This is a genomic window from Enterobacter sp. BIDMC 30, from assembly GCF_000534355.1.
In the GTDB taxonomy this organism is placed as follows: Bacteria; Pseudomonadota; Gammaproteobacteria; order Enterobacterales; family Enterobacteriaceae; genus Enterobacter; species Enterobacter ludwigii.
On record NZ_KI973169.1, the window covers coordinates 1228118 to 1244803 of the forward strand.

12 protein-coding genes are annotated in these 16686 nt (G+C 53.8%); 8 read left to right on the forward strand and 4 right to left on the reverse strand.

The genetic code is table 11. From position 1 onward, the window contains the following. Positions 1-38: 38 nt before the first annotated feature. Positions 39-2798 (reverse strand): two-component sensor histidine kinase BarA, encoded by a 2760-nt coding sequence (gene barA, locus L466_RS16380; RefSeq protein ID WP_032680386.1) that lies wholly within the window; start codon positions 2796-2798, stop codon positions 39-41. 57 nt (positions 2799-2855) lie between these two features. On the opposite strand from barA, the gene rlmD reads away from it, so the two are divergent. The 5 genes from rlmD (at position 2856) to eno (ending at position 10541) form a co-directional block, all read left to right on the forward strand. Further along, positions 2856-4154 (forward strand): 23S rRNA (uracil(1939)-C(5))-methyltransferase RlmD, encoded by a 1299-nt coding sequence (gene rlmD, locus L466_RS16375; RefSeq protein ID WP_032680387.1) that lies wholly within the window; start codon positions 2856-2858, stop codon positions 4152-4154. A gap of 51 nt (positions 4155-4205) precedes the next feature. Then, positions 4206-6437, forward strand: a complete 2232-nt coding sequence (gene relA / locus L466_RS16370) for a GTP diphosphokinase (RefSeq protein ID WP_014171414.1) — start codon at positions 4206-4208, stop codon at positions 6435-6437. A 69-nt stretch (positions 6438-6506) separates the two neighbouring features. Next, a complete protein-coding gene (gene mazG, locus L466_RS16365; RefSeq protein ID WP_032680388.1) occupies positions 6507-7298 on the forward strand; it encodes a nucleoside triphosphate pyrophosphohydrolase in 792 nt (263 codons plus the stop codon). A 223-nt stretch (positions 7299-7521) separates the two neighbouring features. Continuing rightward, complete coding sequence (gene pyrG / locus L466_RS16360) at positions 7522-9159, forward strand: glutamine hydrolyzing CTP synthase (RefSeq protein WP_014171412.1); 1638 nt, start codon at positions 7522-7524, stop codon at positions 9157-9159. Between the two features lie 83 nt (positions 9160-9242). Further along, complete coding sequence (gene eno, locus L466_RS16355) at positions 9243-10541, forward strand: phosphopyruvate hydratase (RefSeq protein WP_014885045.1); 1299 nt, start codon at positions 9243-9245, stop codon at positions 10539-10541. A gap of 52 nt (positions 10542-10593) precedes the next feature. Here eno and L466_RS16350 read toward each other — a convergent pair whose 3' ends face one another. Beyond that, entirely contained in the window at positions 10594-11703 is a 1110-nt protein-coding gene (locus L466_RS16350) for an SDR family oxidoreductase (RefSeq protein ID WP_032680389.1), read from the reverse strand. A gap of 359 nt (positions 11704-12062) precedes the next feature. Then, the gene (locus L466_RS16345; RefSeq protein ID WP_020883807.1) at positions 12063-12887 is read right to left on the reverse strand and encodes a MurR/RpiR family transcriptional regulator; all 825 of its coding nucleotides are present in this window, start codon (positions 12885-12887) and stop codon (positions 12063-12065) included. 166 nt (positions 12888-13053) lie between these two features. Between L466_RS16345 and L466_RS16340 the strand changes: the two genes are divergently transcribed. Genes L466_RS16340 through queE form a run of 3 tightly spaced genes read left to right on the forward strand, consistent with a single transcriptional unit; the run spans position 13054 to position 16046 of the window. Further along, positions 13054-14613 (forward strand): maltose/glucose-specific PTS transporter subunit IIC, encoded by a 1560-nt coding sequence (locus tag L466_RS16340; RefSeq protein WP_020883808.1) that lies wholly within the window; start codon positions 13054-13056, stop codon positions 14611-14613. Beyond that, positions 14613-15320 carry an N-acetylmannosamine-6-phosphate 2-epimerase gene (locus L466_RS16335; protein WP_032678870.1) on the forward strand — a complete coding sequence of 236 codons (708 nt, stop codon included), beginning with the start codon at positions 14613-14615 and terminating at the stop codon, positions 15318-15320. Before L466_RS16340 ends, L466_RS16335 begins: the two co-directional genes overlap by 1 nt. A 54-nt stretch (positions 15321-15374) precedes the next feature. Beyond that, on the forward strand, positions 15375-16046 hold the full coding sequence (gene queE / locus L466_RS16330) for a 7-carboxy-7-deazaguanine synthase QueE (RefSeq protein ID WP_020883810.1): 672 nt from the start codon (positions 15375-15377) through the stop codon (positions 16044-16046). 28 nt (positions 16047-16074) lie between these two features. On the opposite strand, the gene queD is transcribed toward queE, so the two are convergent. Next, a complete protein-coding gene (gene queD / locus L466_RS16325; RefSeq protein WP_014171404.1) occupies positions 16075-16437 on the reverse strand; it encodes a 6-carboxytetrahydropterin synthase QueD in 363 nt (120 codons plus the stop codon). Positions 16438-16686 lie beyond the last annotated feature (249 nt).

Here is a 16686-nt window from a genome sequence, read left to right on the forward strand (position 1 = left end):
CAATCCTGTTTGCCCTCTCCCGGCGGGAGAGGGCAACGCTAGTTACCTAACACCTTCATGGCTTCCCGCGTCACATTATCCATCTCGTCCAGCAGCTCCAGAAATTCCGGTTCAAGATCTGTTTCCGGCGTGCCCGCGCGAAGCTGTTGCTCCAGCAGCTGGCAGAGATTCTTCAGCCGCGGCACACCGCTGTAGCCGCAGCTACCGTGCAGCTTATGAATGGCTTCCAGCAGATCTTCCGGGTTTTCACCCACCAGCTGCTCTTCGACCTTATTACGAATTTCCGGCAGAAACGCGACCAGCATTTGCAGCATATCGCGGGCCAAATCAGGCTTACCCGCCGCCTGGCGCAGCGCAAGCTGCCAGTCAAAGGTGGCGTTTTGATTGACGCTGATTTCCACCGGTTCGGACGATACCGTGTACGTTCCGCCGATATGCCCCGGCTTATAGCGTAACAGCAGGCTGTGCAGCTTCTCTTCGTCGATAGGTTTGGCCAGATAATCATTCATTCCGGCGCTCAGCAGCTTCTCTTTCTGACCGGCCATCGCGTGGGCGGTGACCGCAATCACCGGCGTTTGCTGCTGATGCGGGAGCTGACGGATCAGCTCGCAGGCACGAATGCCATCCATGCCGGGCATCTGAATATCCATCAGAATTAAATCGAACTGCATCTGTTTCGCATGCTCAACCGCCTGCGCACCGCTGGTACACAGCTCTACGTGCTGAACCTGATCTTCAAGCAACACGCCAATCAGCTTCAGGTTGGCCGGATTATCATCCACCGCCATTACGCTCATCGGCAATTTTTGCTCATCGTCAATCAGCGGCAGAGCGTGCTGGCTCAGACGACAGTATTCCGTCAGTGCTGGCAGCAGGCGGGTCGCGGTAAGTGGCTTAAGCAGGCAGGCGGCGGCCCCGTCATTTTTTAACTCTTCTGCATTGATCTGGGCATGACACGGCAGGGCCAGCAGCAGGTAGTCGGTCATCGATGCGGCTTTCGCCAGCCGTTCCTGTTGCATGGTGAGCTCGCCGGTAAAGGTGACCGGGATCCCCAACAGCAGGATGTCGTAATGCTCCACGGCAAGCGCTGAGAAGGTAGGACTGTAGATCACCTCCAGCGGCGTGGTGCTTAAGATATCAAGCGTACACTGCGCCGCTGCGGCGTTCGGCTCAACGTAGGCAAGGCGCATTCCTTTCAGGCAATTGGTTACCGGACCGTCGGTCAACACGTTCGGGTTAAGGTCCAGATTGATATGGAACCAGAACGTGGAGCCCCGGTTTGGCTGGCTGTGGAAAGAGATATCTCCCCCCATCTCCTTAACCAGTTTCTGTGTGATAACCAGACCCAGCCCCGTGCCGCCATGACGTCTGGAAATACTTGCATCGGCCTGACGAAACGCCTGGAACAGACGGGACTGATCCCGCTCCGGAATACCGATGCCGGTATCGCGGATCTGAACTTCAATCTGAACCTTGTTATTACTGATGGAGCGCTTTTCCACCAGAATATCAATGTTGCCGCTTTCGGTGAATTTGATGGCGTTACCGACAAGGTTTGTAATCACCTGCTGCAGGCGCAGCGGGTCGCCAATGACGTTATCCGGCACGTCATTTTTAATGTTGAGCGTCAGGTCCAGGCCTTTATCGTGCGACGAGTGTGCGAGCAGCGTCACCACTTCATCGAGCGTGCTGCGCAGCGGGAATGGGATGCTCTCCAGGATCAGCTTACCGGCCTCCAGCTTGGAGAAGTCCAGCACGTCGTTAATGATCGCCAGCAGGTTGTTGGCCGAGCGCTCAATGGTGTGCAGATGATCGCGCTGGGTTGGGTTCAGCTCGCTTTTTAGCGTCAGACGGGTAAAGCCAATCACGCCATTGAGCGGCGTACGCAGCTCGTGGGACATATTCGCGAGGAACTCGGATTTGATACGTGCGGCTTCCTGCGCGCGTTTTTTCGCCAGATCCAGCTCAACGTTCTGAATCTCCATCTGCTCCAGGGTTTCGCGCAGGTCAGAGGTCGCCTGGTCGACATTGTGCTGCATCTCTTCGTGATACGCTGCCAGCGACATCGCCATCGAGTTAATGCCGTTTTTGAGCATATCGAGCTCGCCCAGCATAAACCCTTCCACCCGGCTGTCGAGCTGGCCCCGGCGAATGCGGTCGACGGTGTTAACCATGTTGCGAATGGGCCCCGTCACGTCACGCATCAGGCGCCAGCCGAAGATAAGTGCTATCCCGATACAGAACAGCATCATAACGCCGGAGATGAAAATTTCTTTGTACTGCTGCAGACGCACCGACTTGAGATCCAGCTCCAGCGCCACATATCCGAGCATATTGTCGCTGGATTTGGCATCAGACTGGGCGGATTCATCGGGTGAATAGCTTTCCGAAATAATCGGGGTGCGCAGGATCATGATATCGCCGCGTCGCAGCACGGTGAGGTGGCGCGGGAAGGGCGTACCGTCAGGAATTTTCAGGGCCGCTGGATCCAGATGAAAATTCGAGGTGACAAAGAGGCGGTTATGCTCGTCGTAAACGGAGATGGCACGCACGATATCCGAATGACGGCGGTGCAGCACGCTGATTAACTGACCTATCGATTCGCGGTTTTGCAGGTTCATCCCATACTCACTGGAGACGGCCAGCGGTTCGATAATGCTGGCACCGGCATCTTCCAGTTGCCGCTGCAAATCGTTATAGCGGTGCACCACAAAAAAGATACTCAGCAGCAAACCGATGAGAACGGTGGGGGCGAGGATCAAAATCATCATGCGCGCGCGCAGGCTGTAGTTGGTCATGGCGTTCCGTTATGGGACAATTAGGATAATTATGTTTATGTGAGAAAAATCTCGGCGATGGCGCAATTCTACTCTGCAAAGCGACGCGTGACGACGCGTCAGATCATAACTGTTGAAGCCACTGACCTCGATCCCTTTGGCCAGGGGGTTGCGCGTCATAATGGTAAGACACTGTTTATAACAGGTTTACTGCCAACAGAACGAGCAGAAATTACGCTGACGGAAGATAAACGCCAGTTTGCACGCGGGCAGGTTAAGCAGCGTCATAACGATAGCCCGGACCGCGTGAAGCCTCGCTGCCCGCATTTTGGCGTCTGCGGTGGCTGCCAGCAACAGCATGTCAGCACAGAATTACAGCAAAAAAGTAAAAGCAGCGCCCTGGCCCGCCTGCTTAAGCACGACGTCAACGAGATCATCGCCGACCAGCCCTGGGGCTATCGTCGTCGCGCGCGTTTGAGCCTGAACTATCAGCCAAAAACTGAGCGGCTGGAGATGGGGTTTCGCAAAGCCAGCTCCAGCGATATCGTCGATATCAGGCAGTGCCCCATTTTGGTGCCCCGTCTTGAGGCATTGCTTCCTGACGTGCACGCCTGCCTCTGCGGACTGGACGGCGTTCGCCACCTCGGGCACGTCGAACTGGTCATGGCCAACAATGGCCCGCTGATGGTGCTGCGCCACACCGCGCCGCTGTCGAAAAAAGATCGCGAAAAACTGGAACGCTTTTCGCATTCCCACGAGCTGGCGCTTTTCCTTGCCCCCCAAAGCGAGATACTTGAGCAACTGACAGGTGAAGCGCCCTGGTATGCGTCAAACGGGCTACGCTTAACGTTCAGTCCGCGCGATTTCATTCAGGTAAATGATGGCGTCAATCAGCAAATGATTGAGAAAGCGCTGATATGGCTCGATGTGCAGAAGAGCGATCGGGTACTTGACCTGTTCTGCGGAATGGGCAATTTCACGCTGCCTTTGGCCCGGCAGGCGGCAAGCGTTGTGGGCGTCGAAGGCGTTGAGGCGCTGGTGGCTAAAGGGCAGGAGAACGCACGACAGAACGGCTTGCAAAATGTGACATTCTTTCACCAAAATCTTGAGGAAGATGTAACGCAGCAGCCGTGGGCGATGCAGGGGTTTGACAAAATTCTTCTCGACCCGGCGCGCGCAGGTGCACCGGGTGTAATGCAACATATAATTAAACTCGCGCCCAGGCGCGTGGTCTATGTTTCCTGTAACCCGGCAACGCTTGCCCGAGACAGTGAGGCATTAATCCGTGCGGGTTACCAGATTCAGCGTCTGGCAATGCTGGACATGTTCCCGCACACTGGGCATCTGGAATCGATGGTGTTGTTTGAGCACATCTAATTAGTTTGGCTTGTCGACTTCGACAGGCCCTGGTCCCTAAAGGAGAGGACAATGGTTGCGGTAAGAAGTGCACATCTTAATAAAGCTGGGGAGTTTGACCCACAAAAATGGATAGCAAGTCTGGGGATTTCCAGCCAGCAGTCGTGTGAACGCTTAACCGAAACCTGGGCCTACTGTCAGCGCACCACTCTGGGGCATCCTGACGCCGAACTGTTATTGTGGCGCGGCGTGGAGATGGTTGAAATCTTATCCATGCTGAATATGGATATCGAAACGCTGCAGGCCGCGCTTTTGTTCCCTCTTGCCGATGCGGATGTCGTCACTGAAGACGTGCTGCGCGACAGCGTCGGGCAATCCGTCGTGGCGTTGATCCACGGCGTACGGGATATGGCGGCAATCCGCCAGCTCAAAGCCGCACATACCGATTCCGTCTCCTCGGAGCAAGTTGATAACGTTCGCCGGATGCTGCTGGCCATGGTGGACGATTTCCGCTGCGTGGTCATCAAGCTCGCTGAACGCGTTGCCCACCTGCGCGAAGTAAAAGATGCGCCGGAAGACGAGCGCGTACTGGCCGCGAAAGAGTGTACGAACATCTATGCACCGCTGGCGAACCGCTTAGGGATTGGTCAACTGAAATGGGAGCTGGAGGATTACTGCTTCCGTTACCTGCACCCGGCAGAATATAAGCGGATTGCAAAACTCCTGCACGAGCGCCGCATTGACCGCGAGCACTATATTGAGGAATTCGTCAGCGGATTGCGCCAGTCGATGAAAGAAGAGAATGTGCGGGCCGAAGTCTATGGTCGACCCAAGCACATCTACAGCATCTGGCGCAAAATGCAGAAGAAACATCTCGCCTTTGATGAGCTGTTTGACGTGCGCGCCGTGCGCATCGTTGCAGAGCGTCTGCAGGATTGCTACGCCGCGTTAGGGATAGTACATACTCACTTCCGCCATCTTCCGGATGAGTTCGATGACTATGTTGCGAACCCGAAACCTAACGGCTATCAGTCTATTCATACCGTGGTGCTGGGGCCTGGCGGCAAAACGGTCGAGATTCAAATTCGTACCAAACAGATGCACGAGGACGCTGAGCTTGGCGTCGCGGCGCACTGGAAATACAAAGAGGGGACGTCAGGTGGCGTGCGCTCTGGTCATGAAGACCGCATTGCCTGGCTGCGTAAGCTGATTGCGTGGCAGGAAGAGATGGCGGATTCCGGCGAAATGCTGGATGAAGTGCGAAGCCAGGTCTTTGACGACCGGGTCTACGTCTTTACGCCGAAAGGTGACGTGGTCGACCTGCCAGCAGGCTCCACGCCGCTGGACTTTGCCTATCACATCCACAGTGATGTGGGGCACCGCTGCATCGGGGCGAAAATCGGCGGGCGTATCGTACCGTTTACCTATCAGCTGCAGATGGGCGACCAGATTGAAATCATCACGCAGAAGCAGCCTAACCCGAGCCGTGACTGGCTTAACCCGAACCTGGGCTATGTCACCACCAGCCGCGGGCGCTCAAAAATTCACGCCTGGTTCCGTAAGCAGGATCGTGACAAGAATATTCTGGCCGGTCGCCAGATCCTCGACGACGAGCTGGAACATATCGGCATAAGCCTGAAAGAGGCCGAGAAATTCCTGCTGCCGCGCTACAACTTCAACGAGCTGGATGAACTGCTGGCGGCGATTGGCGGCGGTGATATCCGTCTTAATCAGATGGTGAACTTCCTGCAGGCGCAGTTCAACAAGCCAAGCGCGGCGGAGCAGGATGCGGCGGCGCTGAAGCAGCTGCAGCAGAAAACCTATGCGCCACAGCAGCGCAGCAAAGACAATGGCCGCGTTGTGGTGGAAGGGGTGGGTAATCTGATGCACCACATTGCCCGCTGCTGCCAGCCAATCCCGGGTGATGATATCGTTGGCTTTATCACTCAGGGACGCGGGATTTCCATTCACCGTTCAGACTGCGACCAGCTTGCTGAGCTGCAGTCGCATGCACCGGAACGTATTGTGGAAGCTGTCTGGGGCGAGAGCTACTCGGCGGGGTACTCGCTGGTGGTTCGCGTCACCGCAAACGACCGTAGCGGCCTGCTGCGTGATATTACGACCATTCTCGCGAATGAGAAGGTCAACGTGCTGGGCGTGGCCAGCCGCAGCGATACGCGCGAGCAGCTTGCCACCATCGATATGACCATCGAAATCTACAACCTGCAGGTGCTGGGCCGCGTGCTTGGCAAACTGAACCAGGTCCCGGATGTGATTGACGCACGTCGTCTGCACGGCGGGTAAGCCCACCTTTCTGTAAGCCGGGTAAGGCGTAGCCTTTACCCGGCATTTATTTTTAATCAGGACAGAATTATGACCCAAATTGACCGCCTGCTTGGCATCATGAAACGCCTGCGCGATCCGGAAAACGGCTGCCCGTGGGACAAAGAGCAGACTTTCGCCACCATCGCCCCGTACACCCTCGAAGAGACCTATGAAGTGCTGGACGCCATTTCACGCGAGGATTTTGACGACCTGCGTGGTGAGCTGGGTGACCTGCTGTTCCAGGTGGTGTTCTATGCGCAAATGGCGCAGGAAGAGGGGCGTTTTAACTTCGACGACATCTGCGCTGCCATCAGCGACAAACTGGAACGCCGTCATCCGCATATCTTTAGCGATGCCACCGCAGGCGATAGCGCGGAAGTGCTGGCGCGCTGGGAACAGATTAAAAGCGCCGAGCGCGCGGAGAAATCCCAGCACTCGGCACTGGATGACATTCCCCTGAACCTGCCTGCGCTGATGCGGGCGCATAAAATTCAGAAACGCTGCTCCGCGGTTGGCTTTGACTGGACGTCTCTTGGCCCGGTGCTGGAAAAAGTGCATGAAGAGATCGACGAAGTGATGCACGAAGCGCAACAGGCTGTGGTAGATGAAGCAAAGCTTGAAGAAGAGATGGGCGATTTGCTGTTCGCGACCGTCAACCTTTCTCGCCATCTGGGTGTAAAAGCGGAAACCGCCCTGCAAAAAGCCAACATTAAGTTCGAACGACGCTTTCGCGAAGTTGAGCGGATTGTGGCCTCGCGCGGCCTGGAAATGAGCGGAATTGACCTCGATGCGATGGAAGAAGTCTGGCAAGAAGTAAAACGCCAGGAAACTGATCTCTAACGAAATTTTGCGATCAAGCGCAATTTGTGTGATTTTTTAAATGACAAGCGCTTGATTTGCGTCAAAAACATTTACCCAAAAGGGGCTATTTTCTCACTCCTTATGTTTGTCATTGGCTGGACAGGAGACGGAGAATGAAAGTTTGTGGCGCTCGCCGTGTTCGGGTATACTACTTTCCCGTCCTGGTTATTCCATCGTTTCACCCTAACTTCTCAGGTTCAGCATGACAACGAACTATATTTTTGTGACCGGCGGGGTCGTATCCTCTCTGGGTAAAGGCATTGCCGCAGCCTCCCTCGCAGCCATTCTTGAAGCCCGTGGCCTCAATGTGACCATGATGAAACTGGATCCGTACATCAACGTTGATCCGGGTACCATGAGTCCAATCCAACACGGGGAAGTGTTCGTTACTGAAGACGGCGCTGAAACCGATCTGGATCTTGGCCACTACGAGCGTTTCATCCGCACTAAAATGACCCGTCGTAACAACTTCACGACAGGCCGCATCTACTCCGACGTTCTGCGTAAAGAGCGCCGTGGTGATTATCTTGGTGCTACCGTTCAGGTTATCCCACACATCACTAACGCTATCAAAGAACGCATTATTGCGGGCGGCGAAGGCCACGACGTGGTGCTGGTTGAAATCGGCGGTACCGTGGGTGATATCGAATCCCTGCCATTCCTGGAAGCGATTCGTCAGCTGGCGGTTGATATTGGCCGTGAAAACGCGCTGTTCATGCACCTGACGCTGGTGCCTTATATGGCAGCCGCAGGTGAAGTGAAAACCAAACCTACTCAGCACTCCGTTAAAGAGTTGCTCTCCATCGGTATTCAGCCAGACATCCTGGTTTGCCGTTCCGATCGCGCGGTTCCGGCGAACGAACGCGCGAAAATTGCATTGTTCTGTAACGTGCCGGAAAAAGCCGTTATTTCAATGAAAGATGTCGATTCCATTTATAAAATCCCGGGCCTGTTGAAATCACAGGGCCTGGACGATTATATTTGTAAACGATTCAGCTTGAACTGTCCGGAAGCTAACCTGTCTGAATGGGAACAGGTTATTTACGAAGAAGCGAATCCGGCTGGCGAAGTGACTATCGGCATGGTTGGCAAGTACATTGAACTGCCAGATGCCTATAAGTCAGTTATCGAAGCGCTGAAACACGGTGGTCTGAAGAACCGCGTCTCCGTTAACATCAAGCTGATTGATTCGCAGGATGTTGAAACGCGTGGCGTTGAAATTCTGAAAGATCTGGATGCAATCCTTATCCCTGGCGGCTTCGGCTACCGTGGTGTAGAAGGCAAGATCGCCACCGCACGCTATGCGCGTGAAAACAATATTCCATACCTCGGTATCTGCCTGGGTATGCAGGTTGCGCTGATCGAATTTGCGCGCAACGTAGCGGGAATGGAAAACGCGAACTCTACGGAATTTGTGCCAGACTGTAAGTACCCTGTCGTGGCGCTTATCACTGAATGGCGCGACGAAGAAGGTAACGTCGAAGTCCGTACCGAGAAGAGCGACCTGGGTGGCACGATGCGTCTTGGCGCACAGGCCTGCCAACTGTCCGACGATAGCGTCGTTCGCAAGCTGTATGGCGAGCCGGTTATCACCGAACGTCACCGTCACCGCTATGAAGTCAACAACATGTTGTTGAAACAAATTGAAGCTGCGGGTCTGCGTGTTGCGGGCCGCTCCGGGGATGATCAGTTAGTCGAGATCATCGAAGTGCCAAACCATCCGTGGTTTGTCGCCTGCCAGTTCCACCCGGAATTTACTTCAACGCCACGTGACGGGCATCCGCTGTTTGCAGGCTTTGTGAAAGCCGCCAGCGATTACCAGAAGCGTCAGGCGAAGTAAAAAAAAGTTAGAACGGCAACGCGTACCCCTGGTACGCGTTGTTTGTCTGGAGTTTTAGTTTAACTTGTACTGAGGAAAATCTAATGTCCAAAATCGTTAAAGTCATCGGTCGTGAAATCATCGACTCCCGTGGTAACCCGACCGTTGAAGCCGAAGTTCACCTGGAAGGTGGTTTCGTCGGTATGGCAGCTGCTCCGTCAGGTGCTTCTACTGGTTCCCGCGAAGCGCTGGAACTGCGCGATGGCGACAAATCCCGTTTCATGGGCAAAGGCGTACTGAAAGCTGTTGGCGCCGTAAACGGCCCTATTGCTCAGGCAATCATTGGCAAAGACGCTAAAGACCAGGCTGGCATCGACAAGATCATGATCGATCTGGACGGTACTGAAAACAAATCTAACTTCGGTGCTAACGCAATCCTGGCCGTTTCCCTGGCGAACGCCAAAGCTGCAGCGGCTGCTAAAGGTATGCCACTATTCGAACACATCGCTGAACTGAACGGCACTCCAGGCAAATACTCCATGCCTGTACCGATGATGAACATCATCAACGGTGGTGAGCACGCAGACAACAACGTTGATATTCAGGAATTTATGATTCAGCCAGTTGGCGCGAAATCCCTGAAAGAAGCAGTACGTATGGGTTCTGAAGTGTTCCACAACCTGGCTAAAGTTCTGAAAGCTAAAGGTATGAACACGGCTGTTGGTGACGAAGGTGGCTATGCGCCAAACCTGGGTTCTAACGCAGAAGCACTGGCTGTTATCGCTGAAGCGGTTAAAGCAGCAGGCTACGAGCTGGGCAAAGACATCACTCTGGCGATGGACTGTGCAGCGTCTGAATTCTACAAAGACGGTAAATACGTTCTGGCTGGCGAAGGCAACAAAGCGTTCACCTCTGAAGAGTTCACTCACTTCCTGGAAGACCTGACTAAACAGTACCCAATCGTTTCTATCGAAGACGGTCTGGACGAGTCTGACTGGGATGGCTTCGCATACCAGACTAAAGTACTGGGCGACAAAATCCAGCTGGTGGGTGACGACCTGTTCGTAACCAACACCAAGATCCTGAAAGAAGGCATCGAGAAAGGCATCGTTAACTCCATCCTGATCAAATTCAACCAGATCGGTTCTCTGACCGAAACGCTGGCTGCGATCAAAATGGCGAAAGACGCTGGCTACACCGCTGTTATCTCTCACCGTTCTGGCGAAACTGAAGACGCTACCATCGCTGACCTGGCTGTTGGTACCGCGGCTGGCCAGATCAAGACCGGTTCTATGAGCCGTTCTGACCGTGTTGCTAAATACAACCAGCTGATTCGTATCGAAGAAGCACTGGGCGAAAAAGCACCATACAACGGTCGTAAAGAGATCAAAGGCCAGGCATAATCGCTAAGCCTTAAAATGAAAATGCCAGTCGTAAGACTGGCATTTTTTTTGGCTATTTAAAATCGACCGCCATTTGTTCCGGAATGGTCAGCCCCTGAGTGGTTTGCACGCAGCGGGCAATATAGTCCGTAAAGCGGGGTGGCTTAGGCATGCCCATGCTAAGCAGCTTATCATTGCTGAAGCGCACGTTGAGTGTGGCAAAAGCACCGTATAAACGCATTGCTTTCAGCATCAGGCGCTCGTTGCACGGCCCAAAAATATCCTTCAGTTCGCGGCGCATTCTGACCAGCGTTTCGTAACTCACCTGAGCGTATCGATCTCCGACAGGGGCTTTCTCCAGCGCCTGCGCCATTGCCTTATCAATATCAGCAAAGCGAACGCTGTTCTCTTCCCCGGCAGAAATATGTACCACTTCCCCTGAACGTGCATCACTGGTAAGCAGCATTAACAGCGCGTCGGCACAATAATCCACCGGAACGACATCGATTTTGTCTTCCATCGAACACATGAATTTTTGCAGCATTAACCCCATGCTAAAGACCCAGAAAATACTGCTTGAAGGCGTGCAACCGTGACGGGTATGGCCGACGACGATAGACGGGCGGGCGATGAGCAGCGGCAGGTCAGGACAGTGCTGGCGCATCAGCTGTTCAATGGTGGATTTCGAATAGGTATATTCCACCAGATGCTCGGCGTTCTCTCTGAATTCTGCACTTTCGGCGACCAGCGAATCCTGCTCCGGCGTACAGGACATCGCCGTGCCAACGTGCAGGAAGCGCTGTAGGGTCGACACCCGTTTCATGCGGCGCGCCAGCGCCAGGGTTCCCTCGACGTTCACCTTCCAGATAAGCGGGTTGTTGCCAAACGACGCGACGGCCGCGCAGTTAACGACATGCGTCACCTGTTCAAGACGCGGATCGTTCAGGAAGGCTTCCGGCTGGCTGAGATCGCCAATGAGGATATTCTCCACGCTCAGCGAGGCCAGTGCATGCTCAGGCACGTTGAACTTACGCATATTCTCCTGCACTCGCGCCAGCCCACCTTGCGGGTCGCTGGCGCGCGCAAGCAGAAGTAAATTTACGGCGCTCTCGCCGGTCAGGATTTTTTCAAGTACTGCACCACCCAGAAATCCGGTCACGCCTGTAATCAGTAAGGTTTTCATTGATACCGTCTCATTATGATTGATGAGGCGGATTGTAGGCGGGCGAAAGTAAACGGCGTTTAAATAAAAAAATGGCCAGCCTTACCGTTTCTTAAGCTTATTTTAAGGTAAGGAATTCAGGGGATGAGATTGGACATTGCAGGAGGGAAGAAAATTCAATTTATCAAGATATTTATTTTAACTTACTGATTTGTATATTATAAACGTGCTTCCTGTGTCGTGGGGATATTAAGTCAAAATGTAATTATAAAAATACTTTGTAACATCATTCATTGATGCGGTAAATAATTTAACGGATGCTTAAGTACACTTAAAATAACGAACTCGCAGGCTATTGATATATAGCCTGCGAAGGTTTTTTACAGCAACAGAGGAAGCGTTGCGCTGGCGGTTTGTTGGCTGACCTCGCCGTAATGACCGTCTATTGCAATAAGGGAGTGGGTAAGCAACTCGACCAGCAGCATAACACCCACTTTGGCATTGAGTGCGCCTGCGCTAAGCGGCCCCTCGGGTTTGGCTGCAACCAGTAGCATATCGCTAAGGGACGCCAGCGGGCTACGCGGCGTATTGCTGAGCGCCAGCACGGGGACGCCACGTTTGCGCGCAAGTTTTACGACGTGAAGTAAATCCCGTGTTGAGCCTGAACTGGAGATGGCTACCACCAGCGACGCTTTAGAGAGGGTGGTCGCATTCATGGCTGCACGGTGCATATCGCTGAAGAGCTGCACAGGTTTGCCCAGGCGCAACAGCTTATAATGCAGATACTCGCCGAGGATCGCACTGGCAGCGACCCCATAAATCTGGACTGACTGCGCCTGATGCAGCGCCTGTGCCGCCTTTTCCAGCAGTGCTCTGTCGAGCAGTCTGGCGGTATCCTGCAGAGCCTGTACAGACTCTTCCACTACGCTATCAATTTCATCGCCGGCCTGACGCTCTGGCTGACCCTGCTGAATGTCCAGCGCAAGCGCCATTTTGAATTCCGTGTACCCCTTACAGCCCAGTGTGCGGCAAAGACGCGTCACGCTGGCCTCGCTGGTATGACTTTCGCGCGCCAGCTCAGTGATCGTCAGGTAAAGCACCCGGGCAGGATCGTTGAGGACAAACTCACCCAGTTTTCGTTGCGTTGGGCTGTACCCGGAAGCCTCCTGGCGTAGCTTCAGCAGCAGGTTTTCATGGTCTGACATGCGAGATCCTTAATGCATTCTTCTGTCGACTAGTGTGGCGGAAAGCGGGGGAAAGATGCCAGTCATTTCGAAAAAGTATGATCGTCATCCTGGTTATTGATGATAATTTTCACTATTAATAATTAATGTGGTAAAAATTTTCATCTATACACGAGGGGATGAAAAAATGATGCAAATGTTCAGTGGGGCTTCTTCTGGCGGATGGTTTGAGAAAGCGCAGCGCTTTGGCAAATCATTTATGTTGCCCATCGCCGTCTTGCCCGCGGCGGGTTTGTTGCTGGGGATTGGAGGCGCGTTATCAAACCCCAATACCCTCACGGCCTACCCGTTTTTAGATGTCGCGTGGCTACAGGCCATCTTTACCATTATGAGCAGTGCCGGTTCGATTGTGTTCGCCAACCTCTCGGTGCTGTTTGCTGTCGGGGTCGCCGTCGGGCTGGCAAAAAATGACAAAGGAACCGCAGGGCTGGCGGCATTGCTCGCTTTTCTGGTGATGAATGCCACCATCAATGCGCTGCTGATCCTGACCGGAAAACTGGCGCTTGAGAACCCGGGTGCCGTAGGGCAGGGAATGACGCTGGGGATCCAGACGCTGGAAACCGGCGTATTTGGTGGCGTCGTCATCGGGCTCGTGACCTGCGCGTTACATCATCGGTTCAATAAAATCGCGCTTCCGCAGTTCCTGGGTTTCTTTGGCGGTTCACGTTTTGTACCGATCGTCAGCTCGCTGGCGGCAATACTTGTCGGGGCATTAATGACCGTCATCTGGCCGCATTTCCAGAAGCTGATCTTCGGTCTGGGCGGGCTTGTGGATGCCACCGGTTATCTGGGGACGATGCTGTACGGTTTCATTTTGCGCATGCTCGGGCCGTTTGGTTTACACCACATCTTCTATCTTCCCTTCTGGACGACAGCGCTTGGCGGCAGCGAGATCGTTAACGGTCAGCTTGTCGAAGGTACACAGCGGATCTTCTTCGCCCAGCTTGCTGACCCGACAACACGCCAGTTTTATGAAGGCACGTCGCGCTTCATGTCCGGACGCTTCATCACGATGATGTTTGGTCTGCTGGGTGCCTGCCTCGCGATGTACCACACGGCAAAGCCGGAGAACAAAAAACGCGTCGCGGGGCTGTTACTTTCGGCGGCATTGACCTCGTTCCTGACGGGGATTACTGAACCTATTGAGTTCTCATTCCTTTTTGTTGCACCTGTGCTGTACGTCATTCACGCCCTGTTTGACGGGCTGGCGTTTATGCTCGCCCATATTTTACATATCACTATCGGGCAAACTTTCTCAGGCGGTTTTATCGACTTCGTGCTGTTCGGCATTCTCCAGGGCGAGGCCAAAACCCACTGGATGTTCGTGCCGCTGGTAGGGGTGCCGTGGTTCTTCCTCTACTACTTTACGTTCCGCTATCTGATTAATCGCTTTGATTTTGCCACGCCGGGGCGTGAGAAAGAGGCAATGGCGGATGAAGTGACCTTTTCGCAGAGCGAGCGTGCCGTTGCGGTGATCGCCGGGTTAGGTGGCAAAGACAATCTCGAAGAGGTGGACTGCTGCGCGACGCGTCTTCGCGTCACGGTGAAGGATGGCAGCAAAGTGAATGAATCGGCGCTGAAAGCGACCGGCGCGCGCGGCGTTATCGTCCGCGGCAACGGTGTTCAGGTCATTTATGGGCCGCATGTGACGATTATTAAAAACGAAGTGGAAGAGATCTTATCGTAATGAAAACTGTACTGGATAACCTGAAGGGAAAACTGGTCGTCTCCTGCCAGGCGCTGGAGAATGAACCTCTGCATAGCGCGTTTATTATGTCACGAATGGCGCTGGCCGCCGCGCAGGGTGGTGCGGCAGCGATCCGTGCCAATAGCGTGGTGGATATCGAAGCCATCAAGCAGCAGGTAGTTCTGCCGGTTATCGGCATCATCAAACGCGATTATCCGGATAGTGAGGTGTTTATCACCGCCACGATGAAAGAGGTGGATGAGCTGATGACGGTTTCTCCGGAAATCATTGCCCTGGATGCGACTGCGCGACAGCGCCCTGGCGGCGAAGACCTGGCGACGCTGGTCGCGCATATCCGCACACGGTACCCGTCGGTACGCCTGATGGCGGATATTTCCACAACAGAAGAGGCCGTGACGGCGCAGGCGCTGGGTTTTGATTGTGTGGGGACCACGCTTTACGGTTATACGGCAGAAACCGCAGGCCATGCGCTACCGGACAATGACTGCGCGTTTCTGAAAGAGGTGCTGGCTGCCGTCGACATCCCCGTGGTGGCCGAAGGCAATGTTGACACACCTGAACGGGCGGCGAGGTGCCTGGAACTTGGTGCCTTTATGGTCGTTGTCGGCGGGGCCATCACCCGTCCACAGCAAATTACTGCGCGGTTTATGGCAGCGATTGGCGCTCAAAGCACCGATGGAGCATGACCATCTGACGGGGATCTGCGATACTTATCGTTTATCCCCTTAACTGAGATGACTATGCAGTACCCGATTAACGAGATGTTCCAGACCCTGCAAGGCGAGGGTTACTTTACCGGCGTTCCCGCCATCTTTATTCGATTACAGGGATGCCCGGTTGGCTGTGCCTGGTGTGATACCAAACATACGTGGGATAAACTCGCAGATCGGGAAGTGTCGCTGTTTAGCATTCTGGCTAAAACCAAAGAGAGCGATAAGTGGGGCGCGGGAAGTGCAGAAGATCTGCTGGCGATCATTGGCCGTCAGGGCTGGACGGCGCGCCATGTGGTGATTACCGGGGGTGAACCCTGCATCCACGACCTGACGCCGCTGACCGAGCTGCTCGAAAAGAACGGCTACAGCTGTCAGATTGAAACCAGCGGCACGCATGAAGTGCGCTGTTCTCACACCACCTGGGTGACGGTTTCGCCGAAAGTTAACATGCGCGGCGGTTACGATGTTCTCTCTCAGGCGCTGGAGCGTGCTGATGAGATTAAACACCCGGTTGGCCGCGTGCGTGATATCGAAGCGCTGGATGAACTGCTCGCCACGCTGACGGATGAAAAGCAGCGGATCATCGCGCTGCAGCCTATCAGCCAGAAAGAGGATGCCACGCGCCTGTGTATTGAAACCTGTATTGCCCGCAACTGGCGGCTGTCGATGCAGACGCACAAGTACCTGAACATCGCCTAAAAAAAAGCCCGGATATTCCGGGCTTTTTTTACTCACCACGATAGATACAGCCCGCGGTGCAGGTCTCTTTGATCATCACCGCGCTCAGCAGAGGCACCTGCGGTTTCATCTGATCCCAAATCCATTTAGCCAGCACTTCACTGGTCGGGTTTTCAAGGCCCGGGATATCATTCAGATAGTAGTGATCCAGACGATCGTAGGTCGGTTTGAATGCCGCCTTCAGCTCGGCAAAGTCCATGATCCAACCGGTATGCGGATCGACGTCACCGGTTATCTCAAGACGCACCATAAACGAGTGCCCGTGCAGACGGCCACATTTATGCCCTTCAGGAACATGCGGAAGGTGGTGGGCGGCTTCGAAGGTGAAATCTTTAAACAGTGTGGTGGACATTATTGCTCTCAGTAATGCGGAAAAAACCGCCGCATAGTACCGGAAAGCACAATTTTTATCATTAACTAAAACGGCTCTGTTGCTGCAACGTGGTGCATACGAGAAAAGACAACTGTTTTATGCTTAAATTTCAATGGTTTGGTTAATCGTTTTTATCGTTAAGAACGATAACTAAAACAGGTTAGTCCATTTGGTTATTTATTATTTCCATCCCTTCTTTAATTGTTATTATCCTCGCCGTTAACCTTA